The following is a 16,552-nucleotide window of genomic DNA, read 5'->3' as shown; positions in this document are numbered from 1 at the left end:
ATGGGTCTTGAAGAGAAACTCCCCAGCGGCTTCCTGCTGACGACCGTCGAGCAGGTCGCCGGGTGGGCGCGCAAGAGTTCGGTGTGGCCCGCCACCTTCGGCCTCGCGTGTTGCGCGATTGAGATGATGGCGACCGGCGACCCCCGCCACGACTTCTCCCGCTGGGGGATGGAACGGGCGTCGGCGACGCCGCGGCAGGCCGACCTGATGATCGTTGCCGGCCGGGTGAGCCAGAAGATGGCCCCGGTGCTCCGGCAGATCTACGACCAGATGACCGAGCCCAAGTGGGTCATCGCGATGGGCGTGTGCGCCTCCTCCGGCGGCATGTTCAACAACTACGCGATCGTGCAGGGCGTCGACCACATCGTCCCGGTGGACATCTACCTGCCCGGCTGCCCGCCGCGGCCGGAGATGCTCCTGGACGCGATCCTCAAGCTGCACGACAAGATCCAGAACACCAAGCTCGGCCCGCAGCGCGCGAAGCAGATCGAGCAGCTGGAAGAGGCCAAGCGCCGCCAGCTCCCGCTGCTTGGACAGGGGACCCTCTGATGAGTTCTCAGCATCCAGAGCAGCAGGCGGAGCAGGCCGCGGACCAGTTGCCGGCGCACTCCGAGGAGGAGCGCAAGGAGCAGCCGGTCGCCCGCATGGGCATGTTCGGCGCCAAGACCACCGGTGACACCTCCGGCTACGGCGGCCTGGTCGTCCGGCAGTCGCCGAAGGTCTCCACTCCGCGCCCCTACGGCGGGCCGGAGGGCGCCGCCGAGGCGGGCGTCTTCGACGAGGTCGCCGACGAGCTGGAACGTGCTCTTGGGGGTCCGGGGTCGTCCCCGGAGAAAGCGGGGCCCGACTTCGGCGATGCGATCGAGCGTGTCGTGGTCGACCGGGGCGAGATGACGTTCTTCGTCAAGCGCGAGCACCTGGCCGCGGTCGCCAGGACCATGCGGGACGAGCCGTCGCTGCGGTTCGAGCTGTGCTCCGGCGTCTCCGGCGTGCACTACCCGCAGGACACCGGCGCCGAGCTGCACTCGGTCGTGCACCTCCTGTCGATCACGCACAACCGGCGCGTCCGGCTGGAGTCGACCTGCCCCGACGCCGACCCGCACATCCCGTCGCTCGTCCCGGTCTACCCGACCGCCGACTGGCACGAGCGGGAGACCTACGACTTCTTCGGGATCGTCTACGACGGGCATCCGGCGCTCACCCGCATCGAGATGCCGGACGACTGGGTCGGCCACCCGCAGCGCAAGGACTACCCGCTCGGCGGCATCCCCGTCGAGTACCGCGGCGCCGAGATCCCGCCGCCAGATGAGCGGAGGTCGTACGTATGAGTCCGTCCACGAAATACACCGAATACGACGCGTACGCCGCCGAAGAGGCCGCAGAGGGCAAGGTCTTCGACGTCGGCGGCCAGGACTGGGACAAGGTCGTCGGCGCCGCGGAGGACCTGGGCGACGAGCGCCTGGTCGTCAACATGGGCCCGCAGCACCCGTCCACGCACGGCGTGCTCCGGCTCATCCTGACGCTCGACGGCGAGACCGTGAACGAGTGCCGCGTGGGCATCGGCTACCTGCACACCGGCATCGAGAAGAACATGGAGTTCCGCACCTGGACGCAGGGCACCACGTTCTGCACGCGCATGGACTACCTGGCGCCGATCTTCAACGAGACGGCGTACTGCCTGGGCGTGGAGAAGCTGCTCGGCGTCACCGACCAGGTGCCGGAGCGGGCCCAGATCATCCGCGTGATGATGATGGAGCTCAACCGCATCTCCTCGCACCTGGTCGCGATCGCCACGTTCGGCCTGGAGCTGGGCGCCACGACGGTCATGCTCAACGGGTTCATCGAGCGCGAGTACACCCTTGACCTCTTCGAGGAGATCACGGGCCTGCGCATGAACATGGCGTACGTGCGTCCCGGCGGCGTCGCGCAGGATCTGCCGAGCGGGGCCCTGAGCTCGGTCCGCGACTACCTGGACCGCATGCCGAAGCGCATCCAGGCGCTGCGGAAGCTCATGGACTCCAACCCGGTCTACCTGGCACGCACCAAGGACATCGCGTACCTCGACCTGACCGGCTGCATGGCCATGGGCATCACCGGCCCCATGCTCCGCGCGACGGGCCTGCCGTGGGACCTGCGCAAGTCGCAGCCCTACTGCGGCTACGAGACCTACGACTTCGAGGTGGCCACGCAGGACACCAGCGACGTCTACGGCCGCTATCTCGTGCGCATGCAGGAGATGGAGGAGTCCCTGAAGATCGTCGAGCAGTGCGTGGAGCGGCTGCAGTCGGTCAAGGGCCCGGTGATGATCGAGGACAAGAAGATCGGCTGGCCGGCGCAGCTGGCCATCGGCGCCGACGGCATGGGCAACTCGCCGCGCCACATCGCGCACATCATGGGCACCTCGATGGAGGCCCTCATCCACCACTTCAAGCTGGTGACCGAGGGCTTCCGGGTCCCGGCCGGGCAGGCGTACGCGGCCATCGAGTCGCCGCGCGGCGAGCTCGGCGTGCACGTGGTGAGCGACGGCGGCACCCGCCCCTACCGCGTGCACTTCCGCGATCCGTCCTTCACCAACCTGCAGGCCACCCCGGCGATGGCCGAGGGCGGAATGATCGCCGACGTCATCGCCGCCGTCGCATCGATCGACCCCGTCATGGGGGGAGTGGACCGTTAATGGCTTATGAACCCGACGTGCGTGAGCGCCTCGAAGCGGACGCCAAGGAGATCATCGGGCGCTATCCCAAGCCCCGGTCGGCGCTGCTGCCGATGTTGCACCTGGTGCAGTCGGTGGACGGGCACATCACCCAGGACGGCATCGAGTTCTGCGCTGAGCAGCTGGGCATCACCCCCGCCCAGGTCACCGGCGTCAGCACCTTCTACACGCAGTACAAGCGGGCCCCGGTCGGCGAGTACCACGTGGGCGTCTGCATCAACACGCTCTGCGCGGTGATGGGCGGCGACCAGATCTGGAACGAGGTCAGCGACCACCTGGGCGTCGGCCACGATGAGGCCACGCCGGACGGCAAGGTGTCGCTGGAGCGCATCGAGTGCAACGCGGCCTGCGACTTCGCGCCGGTGATGACGGTCAACTGGGAGTTCTTCGACAACATGACTCCCGGCAAGGCCAAGGAACTGGTCGACGACCTGCGTTCCGGTAAGGAAGTGCTTCCTTCACGCGGGCCCAAGAGCCTGTGCAGCTGGAAGGAGGCCTCCCGCGTGCTGGCGGGGTTCCCGGACGGCAGGGCCGGCGAGGGGCTCCAGGCCGGAGCCGAGTCGCTGGTCGGTCTCGCGCTCGCCAAGGAGCGCGGCTGGACCGCCCCCGAGCCGAACGGGGACAACGGGCAGCAGCCGCACGAGCCGGTCAAGCCGCGCGAGATCACCGATCCGCCGCCGAACGAGCCCGGCAAGCCCATCGGCGGCGCGGTCAAGCCCGGCAGCCAGGAAGGTGAGAACAAGTGACGACGCTGACCCCCGTTCTCACCAAGAACTGGGACCAGAGCGACTCCTTCACGCGCGCCGCGTACGAGCGCGAGGGCGGCTACAAGGCCCTGCGCAAGGCGTTCGACATGGAGCCGGACACCATCGTGCAGGCGGTGAAGGACTCCGGTCTGCGCGGCCGCGGCGGCGCGGGCTTCCCCACCGGGATGAAGTGGGGGTTCCTGCCGCCGACCAGCCCCAACCCGCGGTACCTGGTCGTGAACGCCGACGAGTCCGAGCCGGGCACGTGCAAGGACATCCCGCTGATGATGGCCAACCCGCACGTGCTGGTCGAGGGCGTCATCATCAGCTCCTACGCGATCCGCTCCAACTACGCGTTCATCTACGTGCGCGGCGAGGTGCTGCACGTGATCCGGCGCCTTCAGGCGGCGGTCGCGGAGGCATACGAGGCCGGCTACCTCGGCAAGGACATCCTCGGCAGCGGCTACGACCTCGAACTGGTCGTGCACACCGGCGCCGGGGCGTACATCTGCGGCGAGGAGACGGCGCTGCTCGACTCGCTGGAAGGGTTCCGCGGCCAACCTCGGCTGAAGCCCCCCTTCCCGGCGGTCGCGGGACTCTACGGCGGTCCCACTGTGATCAATAACGTCGAGTCGATCGCCTCGGTTCCCTCGATCGTGGAGAACGGCGCGGACTGGTTCGCCTCGATGGGCACCGAGAAGTCCAAGGGCTTCGGGATCTTCTCGCTGTCGGGGCACGTGACCAAGCCCGGGCAGTACGAGGCGCCGCTCGGCATCACTCTGCGCGAACTCCTCGACATGGCGGGCGGGATCCGCGAGGGCCACCGGCTGAAGTTCTGGACGCCCGGCGGGTCCTCCACCCCGATCTTCACCGACCAGCACCTGGACGTTCCCCTCGACTTCGAGTCGGTGGGAGCCGCGGGCTCGATGCTCGGCACCCGGGCGCTGCAGATCTTCGACGAGACGACCTGCGTCGTCCGGGCCGTGCTGCGCTGGTCGGAGTTCTACGCGCACGAGTCGTGCGGCAAGTGCACGCCGTGCCGCGAGGGCACCTACTGGTACAAGCAGATGCTCAAGCGCCTGGAGGCCGGGGACGGCAAGGAAGAGGACCTGGAGACCCTCCTCGACCTGTCGGACAACATCCTCGGCCGCTCGTTCTGCGCGCTGGGCGACGGTGCGACGAGCCCGGTGGTCTCGTCCATCAAGCTCTTCCGCGACGAGTACCTCCAGCACTTCGAGCAGGGCGGCTGCCCGTTCGACCCGGCCAAGTCCACGCTGTGGGGAGGTGCCGCCCGATGACCGTCACCGATGACAAGAAGGCGGTGACAAAGGCGGAGGAGATGGTGCCGGTCACCATCGACGGCTTCGAGATCGAGGTGCCCAAGGGCACGCTGATCATCCGGGCCGCCGAGCTGCTCGGCATCCAGATCCCGCGCTTCTGCGACCATCCGCTGCTCGACCCCGTCGGGGCCTGCCGCCAGTGCCTGGTGGAGATCCCGGACGCGGGCAACGGGCGGGGGATGCCCAAGCCGCAGGCGTCCTGCACGACCACCGTGATGCCCGGCATGGTCATCAAGACCCAGCTGACCTCGCCGGTGGCCGACAAGGCGCAGCACGGCGTCATGGAACTGCTGCTCATCAACCACCCGCTGGACTGCCCGATCTGCGACAAGGGCGGCGAGTGCCCCCTGCAGAACCAGGCGATGTCCAACGGCAGGGGCGAGACGCGGTTCACCGAGACCAAGCGGACGTTCCCCAAGCCGATCCCGCTGTCCAGCCAGGTGCTGCTCGACCGGGAGCGCTGCATCCAGTGCGCCCGGTGCACCCGGTTCTCCGACCAGATCGCCGGCGACGCGTTCATCGACCTGTTCGAACGCGGCGCCAAGGAGCAGGTCGGCGCGGCGGAGGACAAACCGTTCCAGTCCTACTTCTCCGGCAACACCGTGCAGATCTGCCCGGTCGGCGCGCTGACCGGCGCGGCCTACCGGTTCCGGTCGCGGCCGTTCGACCTGGTGTCGACGCCGACCACCTGCGAGCACTGCGCGTCCGGCTGTGCGATGCGCGCCGACTCCCGGCGCGGCAAGATCACGCGGCGGCTGGCCGGTGACGACCCGCAGGTGAACGAGGAGTGGAACTGCGACAAGGGCCGGTGGGCGTTCACCTACGCCACCCAGCCCGACCGTCTCAACCACCCGCTCGTCCGCAACGAGGAGGGCGTGCTGGAGCCCGCCTCCTGGCCGGAGGCGCTCACGATCGCGGCCGAGGGCCTGGCCCGGGCGCGCGGCAAGGCGAGCGTGCTGACCGGCGGGCGGGTGACCCTGGAGGACGCCTACGCGTACGCCAAGTTCGCCCGCATCGCGCTCGGCACCAACGACGTCGACTTCCGCGCCCGGCCGCACTCGCGCGAGGAGGCCGAGTTCCTGGCCTCCTCGGTCGCGGGCCGCGACATCGAGGTCTCCTACTCCGATCTGGAGAACGCGCCGGCGGTCCTGCTGGCCGGGTTCGAGCCGGAGGAGGAGTCGCCGATCGTCTTCCTGCGGCTCCGCAAGGCGTTCCGCAAGAAGGGGCTGAAGGTCCTGGCGGTCGCCCCCTACGCCACCCGGGGTCTGGAGAAGGTCGGCGGCACGCTGCTGCCGGCCCGGCCGGGCGCCGAGGCCGAGGTGCTCGGCGAGCTGGTCACCTCCGCCGGCGACACGCTGCCGGCCGGGTCGATCATCATGGTCGGCGAGCGGCTGGCGGCCGCCCCCGGCGCGCTCTCCAGCGTGGTCCGGCTGGCGCAGGTCACCGGCGCCCGGCTGGTCTGGGTGCCGCGGCGGGCGGGTGAGCGCGGCGCGATCGAGGCCGGGGCGCTGCCCGGGCTGCTGCCGATCGGCCGCCCGGTCACCGACGCCGACGCGCGCGCCGAGGTGGCGCGCACGTGGGGCGTCGCCGAGCTGCCGTCCGCGCCCGGACGCGACACGGGCGAGATCCTCGCGGCCGCGGCGACGGGCGACCGGGAGGCGCTGCTGGTCGGCGGCTTCGACCCGTACGACCTGCCGGACCCGCAGGCGGCGCTGGCCGCCCTGGAGGCCGCGCCCTTCGTGGTGAGCCTGGAGCAGCGGGTCAGCGCGGTCACCGACCGCGCCGACGTGGTGCTGCCGGTCGCGGCGGTCGCCGAGAAGTCCGGCACGTTCGTCGACTGGGAGGGCCGCGGCCGCCCGTTCGAGGTCGTGCTCAAGTCCACCGGGCGCATGTCCGACCTGCGAGTCCTGGACGCGCTGGCGAACGAGATGGACGTGCACCTGGCGCTGCCGGGACCGGAGGCCGCGCGGCGCGAGCTCGCCATGCTCGGCGCCTACCGGGGTGAGCGGCCCGCGGCGCCGAACGTGGCGCAGGGCGCCCAGCCGCAGCCCGAACGCGGCGAGGCACTGCTGGCCACCTGGCGGCTGCTGCTCGACAAGGGCAGGATGCAGGACGGCGAGCCGTACCTGGCCGGCACGGCCAAGCCCGCGGTGGTGCGGCTGTCGCCCGCGACCGCCGCCGAGATCGGCGCGACCGGCTCTGACGCCTCGGTCGTCGTGTCCGCCGGGCACGGCGAGGTCACGCTGCCGCTGGAGGTCACCGCCGACCTGCCGGACCGGGTGGTCTGGCTGCCGACGAACTCGGCCGGCTGTGCCCTCTACCGCGATCTTGGCGTGGCCGCGGGAACCGTGGTCAAGATCTCCTCTGGAGGCTCCCGATGAGTCTGCACGCCACCCTGGCCACGGCCGCCGCGGAGGTCACGGCCGTTGCCGGACCGGCCGCCACCGACCCGACGCTCACCACCTTCGGCAAGGACCCGTGGTGGCTGATCGGCGGCAAGGTGCTGGCCATCTTCGTCTTCCTCGTGGTCACCGTGCTGATGTCCATGTGGATGGAACGCCGCGTCATCGGCCGGATGCAGCTGCGCGTCGGGCCCAACCGCGCCGGCCCGTTCGGCCTGCTGCAGGGCCTCGCGGACGGCGTGAAGCTGGCGCTCAAGGAGGACATCGTCCCCCGCCAGGTCGACAAGATCGTCTTCATTCTGGCGCCGATCATCTCCGCGGTGCCGGCGTTCATCTCGTTCGCCATCATCCCGTTCGGCCCGACGGTCTCGATCTTCGGTCACCAGACCGCGCTGCAGGGCACGGACCTGCCGGTGGCGGTCCTGCTGGTGCTGGCGATGTCGTCGATGGGCGTCTACGGGATCGTGCTGGCGGGCTGGTCGTCGATGTCGCCCTACTCGCTGCTCGGCGGGCTGCGCTCGTCGGCGCAGGTCATCTCGTACGAGATCGCGATGGGCCTGTCGTTCGTCGCGGTGTTCCTCTTCGCGGGGACCATGTCGACGACCGGCATCGTCAACGCGCAGGCCGACAAGTGGTTCGTGCTCCTGCTGTTCCCGTCGTTCCTGGTCTACGTGATCACGATGATGGGCGAGTCGAACCGCATCCCGTTCGACCTTCCCGAGGGTGAGGGCGAGCTCGTCGGAGGCTTCCACACCGAGTACTCGTCGCTGAAGTTCGCGATGTTCTTCCTCGCGGAGTACATCAACCTCGCGACGCTGTCGGCGCTGTGCACCACGCTCTTCCTGGGCGGCTGGCGCGCCCCGGCGCCGATCTCCACGGTGTGGGCGGGAGCCAACCAGGGCTGGTGGCCGGTGCTCTGGTTCGTCCTCAAGCTCGTCGCGTTCATCTTCTTCTTCATCTGGCTGCGCGGCACGCTCCCGCGGGTCCGCTACGACCAGCTGATGAAGCTCGGCTGGAAGGTGCTGATGCCCTTCTCGCTGGGCTGGATCCTGCTGGTCGCCACCATCCGGGCCTTCAAGAACGAGGGCTACGACATGGGCCAGATCTCGATCTACTCCGCGATCGTGCTGGGTGTGATCATCGTCGTCACGCTGGTCTGGGAGACCGCCCGCGGCGACGGCGACAAGGAGAAGCAGATCGTGCCGGACCTGGCGGGCGGTGGAGCCGGCGCCGCCGGGCAGCCCGCCGCTCCCGCCGACGTGGCCGCGGCGGGCGGATTCCCGGTGCCGCCGATGGACGCGCCCCACTACCACGGAAAGACCACTACCTCTCGTAAGGAGGTCACCAGTGGGCTTCACTGACTTCCTGAACCCGGTCAAGGGGTTCGGGGTCTCGTTCCACCAGATGTTCACCAAGAGCGAGACCGTCCAGTACCCCGAGGTGAAGAAGCCGACCGCACCGCGGTTCCACGGCCGGCACCAGCTCAACCGCTGGCCCGACGGGCTGGAGAAGTGCATCGGCTGCGAGCTGTGCGCCTGGGCCTGTCCCGCCGACGCCATCTTCGTCGAGGGCGCCGACAACACCGAGGACGAGCGCTACTCGCCGGGTGAGCGGTACGGCCGCGTCTACCAGATCAACTATCTGCGCTGCATCCTGTGCGGGCTGTGCATCGAGGCGTGCCCCACGCGGGCGCTCACGATGACGAACGAGTACGAGCTCGCCGACGACAGCCGCGAGAGCCTCATCTACACCAAGGACATGCTGCTGGCGCCGCTCCGCGAGGGCATGGAGACGCCGCCGCACGCGATGCGCCTCGGCGAGACCGAGGAGGACTACTACCGCCTCGGCCTCCAGCCGGACGAGGGTCCGGGCGTGCCGAGCGAGGGCGGCGGGCGCGCGAGCGTGGACGCCGCGGTGGCCCGCGAGAAGCGTGCCCGCAGGAAGCGTCGCGAAGAGGGTGAGAAGAAGTGAGGGCGGACGTGGTCACGGTCGCCCAGGTCGCCGACGCGCAGCCGGGCGAGCCGTTCTTCTTCTGGGTGCTGGCGATCGCGTCGGTGCTCGCCGCGCTCGGCATGATCTTCATGCGGCGGGCGGTGCACTCCGCGCTGATGCTGGCGGTCGTGATGTTGTCGCTGGCGGCGCTGTACGCGATCCAGGACGCGCCGTTCCTCGCGTTCGTCCAGGTGATCGTCTACACCGGCGCCGTGCTGATGCTCTTCCTGTTCGTCCTGATGCTCGTGGGGGTGAGCTCCACCGACTCGCTGGTGGAGACGATCCGCGGGCAGCGGCTGTGGGCGGGCGTCGCCGGGATCGGCTTCCTGGTGCTGCTGGTCTTCGGTCTCGGGGACGCGGCGGTGAGCGACTCGGCGGGCCTCAAGCAGGCCAACGGTGAAGGCAACGTGGTCGGCCTGGCCCGGTTGCTGTTCGGCAAGTACGTGTTCGCGTTCGAGGCGACGAGCGCGCTGCTGATCACCGCCGCGCTCGGCGCGATGGTGCTGGCGCACCGCGAGCGCACCACGCCCAAGCCGACCCAGCGGGACCTGTCGAAGAAGCGGTTCGAGACGTATGCGGCTGGAGCGGCCGGCGTGTCGGGTCAACACCCCGGACCGCTGCCCGGCCCCGGTACGTACGCGCGGCACAACGCGGTCGACATGCCCGCGCTGCTGCCCGACGGGACGCCGTCCGAGCTGTCGGTCAACCCGGTCATCGCGGCCCGCACCGACACCGCCTCCCGGCACGCCGACCTGTACGGCGGGACCGAGGAGGAGGCGCTCGAGCAGGACGTGGCCGCCGTGAAGGCCGTGACGGAAGAGGCCGAGGGCGCGGAGGCCGAGGCGCGGGAGGTCAAGGCCGGGACACCGGTGCTCCCGTCGAACGAAGGCGAGGCTGGTCGATGAGTCCCGGGCACTACCTGGCCCTCTCGGCGCTCCTGTTCACCATCGGCGCGGTCGGCGTGCTCGTGCGCCGCAACGCGATCGTGGTGTTCATGTGCGTCGAGCTCATGCTCAACGCCACGAACCTCGCGTTCGTGTCGTTCTCCCGCATGCACGGCAACCTCGACGGCCAGATCATCGCGTTCTTCGTGATGGTGGTGGCGGCGGCCGAGGTCGTGGTGGGCCTCGCGATCATCATGACCATCTTCCGGACCCGCAGGTCCTCGTCGGTGGACGACGCGAACCTGCTGAAGTACTGAGGTGCGCTGGTGAAGGCTGGATTGGAAGCAGAAGGAGTTCAGGCGCTCGCCTGGCTCCTCATAGCGCTCCCGCTGGCGGGCGCGGCGATCCTGCTGCTGGGCGGGCGCCGCACCGACAAGTGGGGACACCTCCTCGGCGTGCTGATGTCGGTCGGCTCGTTCGTGGTCGGCGCGGTGATGTTCGTCCAGATGCTCGGCTACGGCGCCGAGGAGCGCCGCCGGACCCTGCACCTCTGGGAGTTCTTCGACGTCGGCTCGTTCAAGGTCGACATGGGGCTGCTGGTGGACCCGCTGTCCATCAGCTTCGTGCTCTTGATCACCGGGGTCGGCTCGCTGATCCACATCTACTCCATCGGCTACATGGCGCACGATCAGGAACGGCGGAAGTTCTTCGCCTATCTGAACCTGTTCGTCGCGGCGATGCTGCTGCTGGTGCTCGGTGACAACTACGTCGCGATGTTCATCGGCTGGGAGGGCGTGGGTCTCGCCTCGTACCTGCTGATCGGGTTCTGGCAGTACAAGCCGACCGCGGCCACCGCGGCCAAGAAGGCGTTCGTGGTCAACCGGGTCGGCGACTTCGGCCTGGTCGCGGCGATCATGCTGATGTTCGCCACGTTCGGCACCGTCTCGTTCGACCAGATCCTGGGCACGGGCGCCGAGCACGTGGGGCTCGCCTCCAAGCTCGGCACCGGCACGGCGACCGCGATCGGCCTGCTGTTGCTGCTGGGTGCGTGCGGCAAGTCGGCCCAGCTCCCGCTGCAGTCCTGGTTGCTGGACGCGATGGAGGGCCCGACGCCGGTGTCGGCGCTCATCCACGCGGCCACCATGGTGACCGCCGGTGTCTACCTGATCGTGCGGTCCGCGGCGATCTTCGAGATGTCCGAGACGGCGCAGCTCGTCGTGACGATCGTCGGAGCCGCCACGCTGCTCGCCGGTGCGATCATCGGTACCGGCAAGGACGACATCAAGAAGGCGCTGGCCGGCTCGACGATGTCGCAGATCGGCTACATGCACCTGGCCGCCGGGCTCGGCAAGGCCGGATACGCCTTCGCCATCGCGCACCTCATCGCGCACGGCTTCTTCAAGGCGGGGCTGTTCCTCGGAGCCGGGTCGGTCATGCACGGCATGAAGGACGACGTCAACATGCGCCACTACGGCGCGCTCCGCTCGATGATGGTGCTGACGTGGGCCACGTTCGGGCTCGGCTACCTGGCGATCATCGGTTTCCCGGGGCTGTCGGGCTGGTTCACCAAGGACGGCATCATCGAGGCCGCGTTCGAGAAGGGCGGCACCTCGGGGATGATCCTCGGTGCGTGCGCGCTGCTCGGCGCGGGCATCACCGCGTACTACATGTCGCGCGTGATGTTCATGACGTTCTACGGCGAGAAGCGCTGGGACGAGGACGCGCACCCGCACGAGTCGCCCAAGGTCATGACCGTGCCCCTGATGGTGCTGGCGGTCGGGTCGGTGTTCGCCGGCGGCTTCCTGATCCTCGGCGGCTTCTCCGACTTCCTGGCGCCGGTCGTGGGCGAGCCCGAGCACCACGGCTTCAAGCCGATCACCGGGCCGGGCATCGCGACGTTCGTGCTGATGCTCATCGGCGTCGGGATCGCCTGGCGGCAGTACGGGGCCCGGCCGGTGCCGCGTGAGGCGCCGAAGGGCTCGTTCGTCACGGTCGCCGCACGCAAGGACCTCTACGGGGACGCCCTGAACGAGTCGCTGCTCATGCGGCCCGGCCAGTGGCTGACCCGGCTGGCGGTCTGGTTCGACAACCGGGGCGTGGACGGCGCGGTGAACGGCCTCGCGGCTGGGATCGGCGGCACCTCGGGCCGGGTCCGGCGCGTCCAGACCGGCTTCGCCCGTTCTTATGCCCTGTCCATGTTCTTCGGCGCAGCTCTTGTCGTGGCGGCGCTCCTGGTGGTGAACGTCTGATGGAAGACTTTCCCTGGCTGAGCGTCCTCATCGCGTTGCCGCTGCTCGGCGCGCTGATCGTGGGGCTGCTGCCACGCGGGGGCGATGAGCTGGTCAAGCGGGTCGCGCTCGGTGTCTCGCTGGTGGTCGCGGTGGTCGCCGGTGTGATGGCGTCGCAGTTCGACACCGGCGGGGCGCGGTTCCAGTTCGACGAGACCTACTGGTGGATCAAGCAGTTCGGGGTCCACTGGGCGGTCGGCGTGGACGGCGTCGCGCTGACGCTGGTGCTGCTGTCGGTGGTGCTGGTCCCGCTGGTCATCCTGGCCTCGTGGAACGACGCGGACCGGTCGGGCGGCGTCGACGTGCCCGCCAGGCGCTCGGTGAAGACGTACTTCGTGCTGATCCTGGCGCTGGAGTCGATGATGATCGGCGTCTTCGCGGCGACCGACGTCTTCCTCTTCTACGTCTTCTTCGAGGCGATGCTGATCCCGGTGTACTTCATCATCGGGTCCTACGGCGGCGCGCAGCGCTCGTACGCCGCGGTGAAGTTCCTGCTCTACTCGCTGTTCGGCGGGCTGATCATGCTCGTCGCGGTGATCTGGCTCTACCCGCTGTCGGCCAAGCCGGCGAGCGAGGGCGGGCTCGGGCAGGGCACGTTCCTGTTCAGCGAGCTGAGCAAGCTCAACATCGACCCCACCACGGCCAAGTGGCTCTTCGTGGGCTTCTTCATCGCGTTCGCGATCAAGGCGCCGATGGTGCCGGTGCACACCTGGCTGCCGGACGCCGCCGGGCAGTCCCCGGCCGGCGCGCTGGTACTGATCGTGGGCGTGCTGGACAAGGTCGGCACGTACGGGATGCTGCGGTTCTGCCTGGAGCTCTTCCCTGGCGCGGCCAACTGGGCGACCCCGGTGGTCCTCACCCTGGCCGTGATCAGCATCATCTACGGCGCGGTGCTCGCGATCGGGCAGGTCGACCTGAAGCGGCTGGTCGCCTACACCTCGATCTCGCACTTCGGGTTCATCGTGCTGGGCATCTTCGCGATGACCTCGCAGGGCCAGTCGGGTGCCGCGCTCTACATGGTCAACCACGGCTTCTCCACCGGCGCGCTGTTCCTGATCGTCGGCTTCATGATCGTCCGGCGCCGGTCGGCCCGGGTCGACGCGTACGGCGGCGTCCAGAAGGAGGCCCCGAGGCTCGCCGGGATGTTCCTGGTCGCCGGGCTGTCGGGGTTGTCGCTGCCGGGCCTCGCGCCGTTCGTGTCGGAGTTCCTGGTGCTGACCGGGACGTTCACCCGCTACAAGGTGCCGGCTCTGATCGCCACGACGGGCATCATCCTCGCCGCCATCTACATCCTCTGGATGTACCAGCGGACGATGGGCGGGCCTCCCACCGAGAAGGTCAAGGGCATGGCCGATCTGTCCACCCGCGAGGTGTGGGCGGTCGGGCCGATCATCGCGCTCATCGTGGTGATGGGATTCTTCCCGCAGCCGGTGCTGAACGTGATCAACCCGTCGGTGGAGCAGACCCTGAGCCGGGTCGACAAGAAGGATCCGGCCCCCACCGGCAACGTCGCCGAGATCGGAGCGCGCCCGTGATCGTCTTTGCTGGGTCCGTGACGGAGAACGGAGCGCGTTCATGAGTACGACCGAGCTCGTGCTGGCCCGCGGGACCGCGGTGCTGGCGCAGGGGGACATCTCGGCGCCGCACATCGAGTACGGGCAGCTCGCTCCGATGTTGCTGGTCTTCGGCGTCGCGATCGCGGGTGTGCTCGTCGAGGCGTTCGTCGGACGCACCTGGCGCTACTCGGTGCAGGTGCCGCTGGCCTTCCTCGGGCTGATCGGCGCGTTCGCCTGGACGTGCGTGCTGGCGTACACCGACAAGCCCTTCCACGTCGCGGCCGAAGGGGCGCTGGCGGTGGACGGGCCGACCCTGTTCCTGCAGGGCACGATCCTGGTGCTGGCCCTGATCTCCCTGTTGCTGATCGCCGAGCGCGGCACGAAGGCCCACTTCGCGCCGCAGGCCGCGGCGCTGCCGGGCAGCGAGGCCGAGCAGGAGACGATGGCGGCGGGGATCACCCAGACCGAGGTGTTCCCGCTGATGATGTTCGCGGTGGGCGGCATGCTGGCCTTCCCCGCCTCGAACGACCTGCTCACGATGTTCGTGGCGCTGGAGATCCTCTCCCTGCCGCTCTACCTGCTGTGCGGGCTGGCGCGGCGCCGGCGGCTGCTGTCGCAGGAGGCCGCGGTCAAGTACTTCCTGCTGGGCGCGTTCTCCTCGGCGTTCTTCCTGTACGGCGTGGCGCTGCTGTACGGCTACGCCGGCTCCGTGCGGCTTTCGGTGATCGCCGACCAGCTGAGCAAGAACGCGGGCAGCGAGACCCTGCTGCTGGCCGGGGCGGCGCTGCTCTCGGTCGGGCTGCTGTTCAAGCTCGGCGCGGTGCCGTTCCACATGTGGAAGCCGGACGTCTACCAGGGCGCCCCGACCCCGATCACCGCGCTGATGGCGTCCTGCACCCTGGTGTCGGCGTTCGGTGCGTTGCTGCGGGTGTACTACGTGGCGTTCGAGAACCTGCGGTGGGACTGGCGGCCGGTCATGTGGGGTGTGGCCATTCTCACAATGGTGGCCGGGGCGATCATCGCGATCACGCAGACCGACGTGAAGCGGCTGCTCGCCTACTCCTCGATCGCGCACGCGGGCTTCCTGCTCACCGGTGTGATCGCGACCTCGCGGGACGGCCTGTCGAGCACGCTGTTCTACCTGGCGGCGTACGGCTTCACCACGATCGGCGCGTTCGCCGTGATCACCATGGTCCGGGACGCGGGCGGCGAGGCGGGCCATCTGTCCCGCTGGGCCGGGCTGGGCAAGCGTTCCCCGGTGGTCGCCGGGGTGTTCGCCTTCTTCCTGCTGGCGTTCGCCGGTATCCCGCTGACCAGTGGTTTCACCGGGAAGTTCGCGGTCTTCAAGGCCGCCATCGAGAGCGGCGCGACCCCGCTGGTCGTGGTCGGCGTGCTGTCCTCGGCCATCGCCGCGTTCTTCTACGTCCGGGTGATCGTGGTCATGTTCTTCAGCGAGCCGGAGGCGGACGGGCCCACGGTCGTGGCCGGACCGGCGACCGCGGCTGCTGTCGCCCTCGGGCTGACGGCTACTGTGGTACTCGGCGTCCTGCCCCAGCCCATGCTGGACCTCGCAGGACAAGCCGCGACACAGATGTTCGTCCGGTAGTGCTCCGGTAGGGGGTTTGGGTGAGTAGCAGCGCCGTTCCGTTCGGTCTGGCCGTGGACGACGGCCTCGCCGCCGACGTGCAGGAGCGGCTCGCGGCCGTCGAGAGCCTGCTGCTCGAGTCGGTCCACAGTGAGGACCCACTGCTCACCCAGGCCTCCAAGCACCTGGTCGAGGCCGGAGGCAAACGTTTCCGCCCGATGCTGGTGCTGCTCGCCTCCCACTTCGGCGACCCCGCCGCGGCCGGCGTCGTCCCGGCCGCGGTGGTGGTCGAGCTGACCCACCTGGCCACGCTCTACCACGACGACGTCATGGACGAGGCGACCGTGCGCCGTGGCTCGCCCTCGGCCAACGCCCGCTGGACCAACACCGTCGCCATCCTCACCGGCGACTACCTCTTCGCCCGCGCCTCCGACCTGCTGGCCGACCTCGGCCCCGAGGCCGTCCGCATCCAGGCCCGCGCGTTCGCCCGGCTGGTCCGCGGCCAGATCCAGGAGACCGTCGGCCCGACCCCGGACGCCGACCCGCTCAAGCACTACCTGCAGGTCGTGGCCGACAAGACCGCGTCCCTCATCGCGGTCTCCGGCCAGTTCGGCGCCCTCCTCGGCGGCGCCCCCTCACACGTGGTCGACACCATCACCTCCGCCTGCGAGAAGATCGGCGTCGCCTTCCAGCTCTCCGACGACATCCTCGACATCGCCTCGGACGCCGAGCAGTCCGGCAAGACCCCGGGCACCGACCTCCGCGAGGGCATCCGCACCCTGCCGATGCACCTCGTCCTCGCCGGAGCCGGCTCCGGCCCCGACGACGCCCGGCTGCGCGAGCTCCTCACCCAGGACCTCACCGACGACACCCTGCACGCCGAGGCCCTCGCCCTCCTGCGCGCCCACCCCGCCATGGACCGCGCTCGCACCGACCTCCGCCGCTGGGCCGAAGACGCCCGCGCCGAGCTGGAGACCCTCCCCGACATCCCCGTCCGCGCGGCCTTCACCGGCCTCTGCGACTACGTCGTCTCCCGCACGGGTTGA

The 16,552-nt window shown here is 69.5% G+C and carries 14 protein-coding genes; all 14 read left to right on the top strand.

Annotation, left to right across the window (positions count from 1 at the left end):
* The 14 genes from F8566_RS07015 to F8566_RS06950 are packed head-to-tail and all read left to right on the top strand — an operon-like array spanning window position 1 to window position 16,552.
* Window positions 1–549 carry a NuoB/complex I 20 kDa subunit family protein gene (locus F8566_RS07015; RefSeq protein WP_151559128.1) on the top strand — a complete coding sequence of 183 codons (549 nt, stop codon included), beginning with the start codon at window positions 1–3 and terminating at the stop codon, window positions 547–549.
* Entirely contained in the window at window positions 549–1,328 is a 780-nt protein-coding gene (locus F8566_RS07010) for an NADH-quinone oxidoreductase subunit C (RefSeq protein WP_151559127.1), read from the top strand. Before F8566_RS07015 ends, F8566_RS07010 begins: the two co-directional genes overlap by 1 nt.
* Window positions 1,325–2,674, top strand: coding sequence for an NADH-quinone oxidoreductase subunit D (locus tag F8566_RS07005; protein ID WP_151559126.1), 1,350 nt, complete (start codon window positions 1,325–1,327; stop codon window positions 2,672–2,674). Before F8566_RS07010 ends, F8566_RS07005 begins: the two co-directional genes overlap by 4 nt.
* On the top strand, window positions 2,674–3,459 hold the full coding sequence (gene nuoE / locus F8566_RS07000; protein ID WP_151559125.1) for an NADH-quinone oxidoreductase subunit NuoE: 786 nt from the start codon (window positions 2,674–2,676) through the stop codon (window positions 3,457–3,459). The genes F8566_RS07005 and nuoE overlap by 1 nt, the downstream gene beginning before the upstream one ends.
* Entirely contained in the window at window positions 3,456–4,757 is a 1,302-nt protein-coding gene (gene nuoF, locus F8566_RS06995) for an NADH-quinone oxidoreductase subunit NuoF (protein WP_151559124.1), read from the top strand. The genes nuoE and nuoF overlap by 4 nt, the downstream gene beginning before the upstream one ends.
* On the top strand, window positions 4,754–7,180 hold the full coding sequence (locus F8566_RS06990; RefSeq protein ID WP_151559123.1) for an NADH-quinone oxidoreductase subunit G: 2,427 nt from the start codon (window positions 4,754–4,756) through the stop codon (window positions 7,178–7,180). Before nuoF ends, F8566_RS06990 begins: the two co-directional genes overlap by 4 nt.
* The gene (gene nuoH, locus F8566_RS06985) at window positions 7,177–8,562 is read left to right on the top strand and encodes an NADH-quinone oxidoreductase subunit NuoH (RefSeq protein WP_151559122.1); all 1,386 of its coding nucleotides are present in this window, start codon (window positions 7,177–7,179) and stop codon (window positions 8,560–8,562) included. The genes F8566_RS06990 and nuoH overlap by 4 nt, the downstream gene beginning before the upstream one ends.
* Window positions 8,549–9,172, top strand: coding sequence for an NADH-quinone oxidoreductase subunit NuoI (nuoI, locus tag F8566_RS06980; RefSeq protein ID WP_151559121.1), 624 nt, complete (start codon window positions 8,549–8,551; stop codon window positions 9,170–9,172). Before nuoH ends, nuoI begins: the two co-directional genes overlap by 14 nt.
* The gene (locus F8566_RS06975; protein ID WP_404800270.1) at window positions 9,169–10,098 is read left to right on the top strand and encodes an NADH-quinone oxidoreductase subunit J; all 930 of its coding nucleotides are present in this window, start codon (window positions 9,169–9,171) and stop codon (window positions 10,096–10,098) included. Before nuoI ends, F8566_RS06975 begins: the two co-directional genes overlap by 4 nt.
* The gene (nuoK, locus tag F8566_RS06970) at window positions 10,095–10,394 is read left to right on the top strand and encodes an NADH-quinone oxidoreductase subunit NuoK (RefSeq protein WP_151559120.1); all 300 of its coding nucleotides are present in this window, start codon (window positions 10,095–10,097) and stop codon (window positions 10,392–10,394) included. Before F8566_RS06975 ends, nuoK begins: the two co-directional genes overlap by 4 nt.
* Window positions 10,395–10,415: 21 nt before the next feature.
* A complete protein-coding gene (gene nuoL, locus F8566_RS06965) occupies window positions 10,416–12,326 on the top strand; it encodes an NADH-quinone oxidoreductase subunit L (RefSeq protein WP_151559487.1) in 1,911 nt (636 codons plus the stop codon).
* Window positions 12,326–13,900 carry an NADH-quinone oxidoreductase subunit M gene (locus tag F8566_RS06960; protein ID WP_151559119.1) on the top strand — a complete coding sequence of 525 codons (1,575 nt, stop codon included), beginning with the start codon at window positions 12,326–12,328 and terminating at the stop codon, window positions 13,898–13,900. The genes nuoL and F8566_RS06960 overlap by 1 nt, the downstream gene beginning before the upstream one ends.
* A 40-nt stretch (window positions 13,901–13,940) precedes the next feature.
* The gene (gene nuoN, locus F8566_RS06955) at window positions 13,941–15,527 is read left to right on the top strand and encodes an NADH-quinone oxidoreductase subunit NuoN (protein ID WP_151559118.1); all 1,587 of its coding nucleotides are present in this window, start codon (window positions 13,941–13,943) and stop codon (window positions 15,525–15,527) included.
* Window positions 15,528–15,547: 20 nt separating this feature from the next.
* Window positions 15,548–16,552, top strand: a complete 1,005-nt coding sequence (locus F8566_RS06950; protein ID WP_225992931.1) for a polyprenyl synthetase family protein — start codon at window positions 15,548–15,550, stop codon at window positions 16,550–16,552.

Origin of the sequence: Actinomadura rudentiformis (assembly GCF_008923185.1) — a bacterium.
GTDB classification, from domain to species: Bacteria; Actinomycetota; Actinomycetes; order Streptosporangiales; family Streptosporangiaceae; genus Spirillospora; species Spirillospora rudentiformis.
This window is presented reverse-complemented; position numbering and strand designations above follow the sequence as displayed.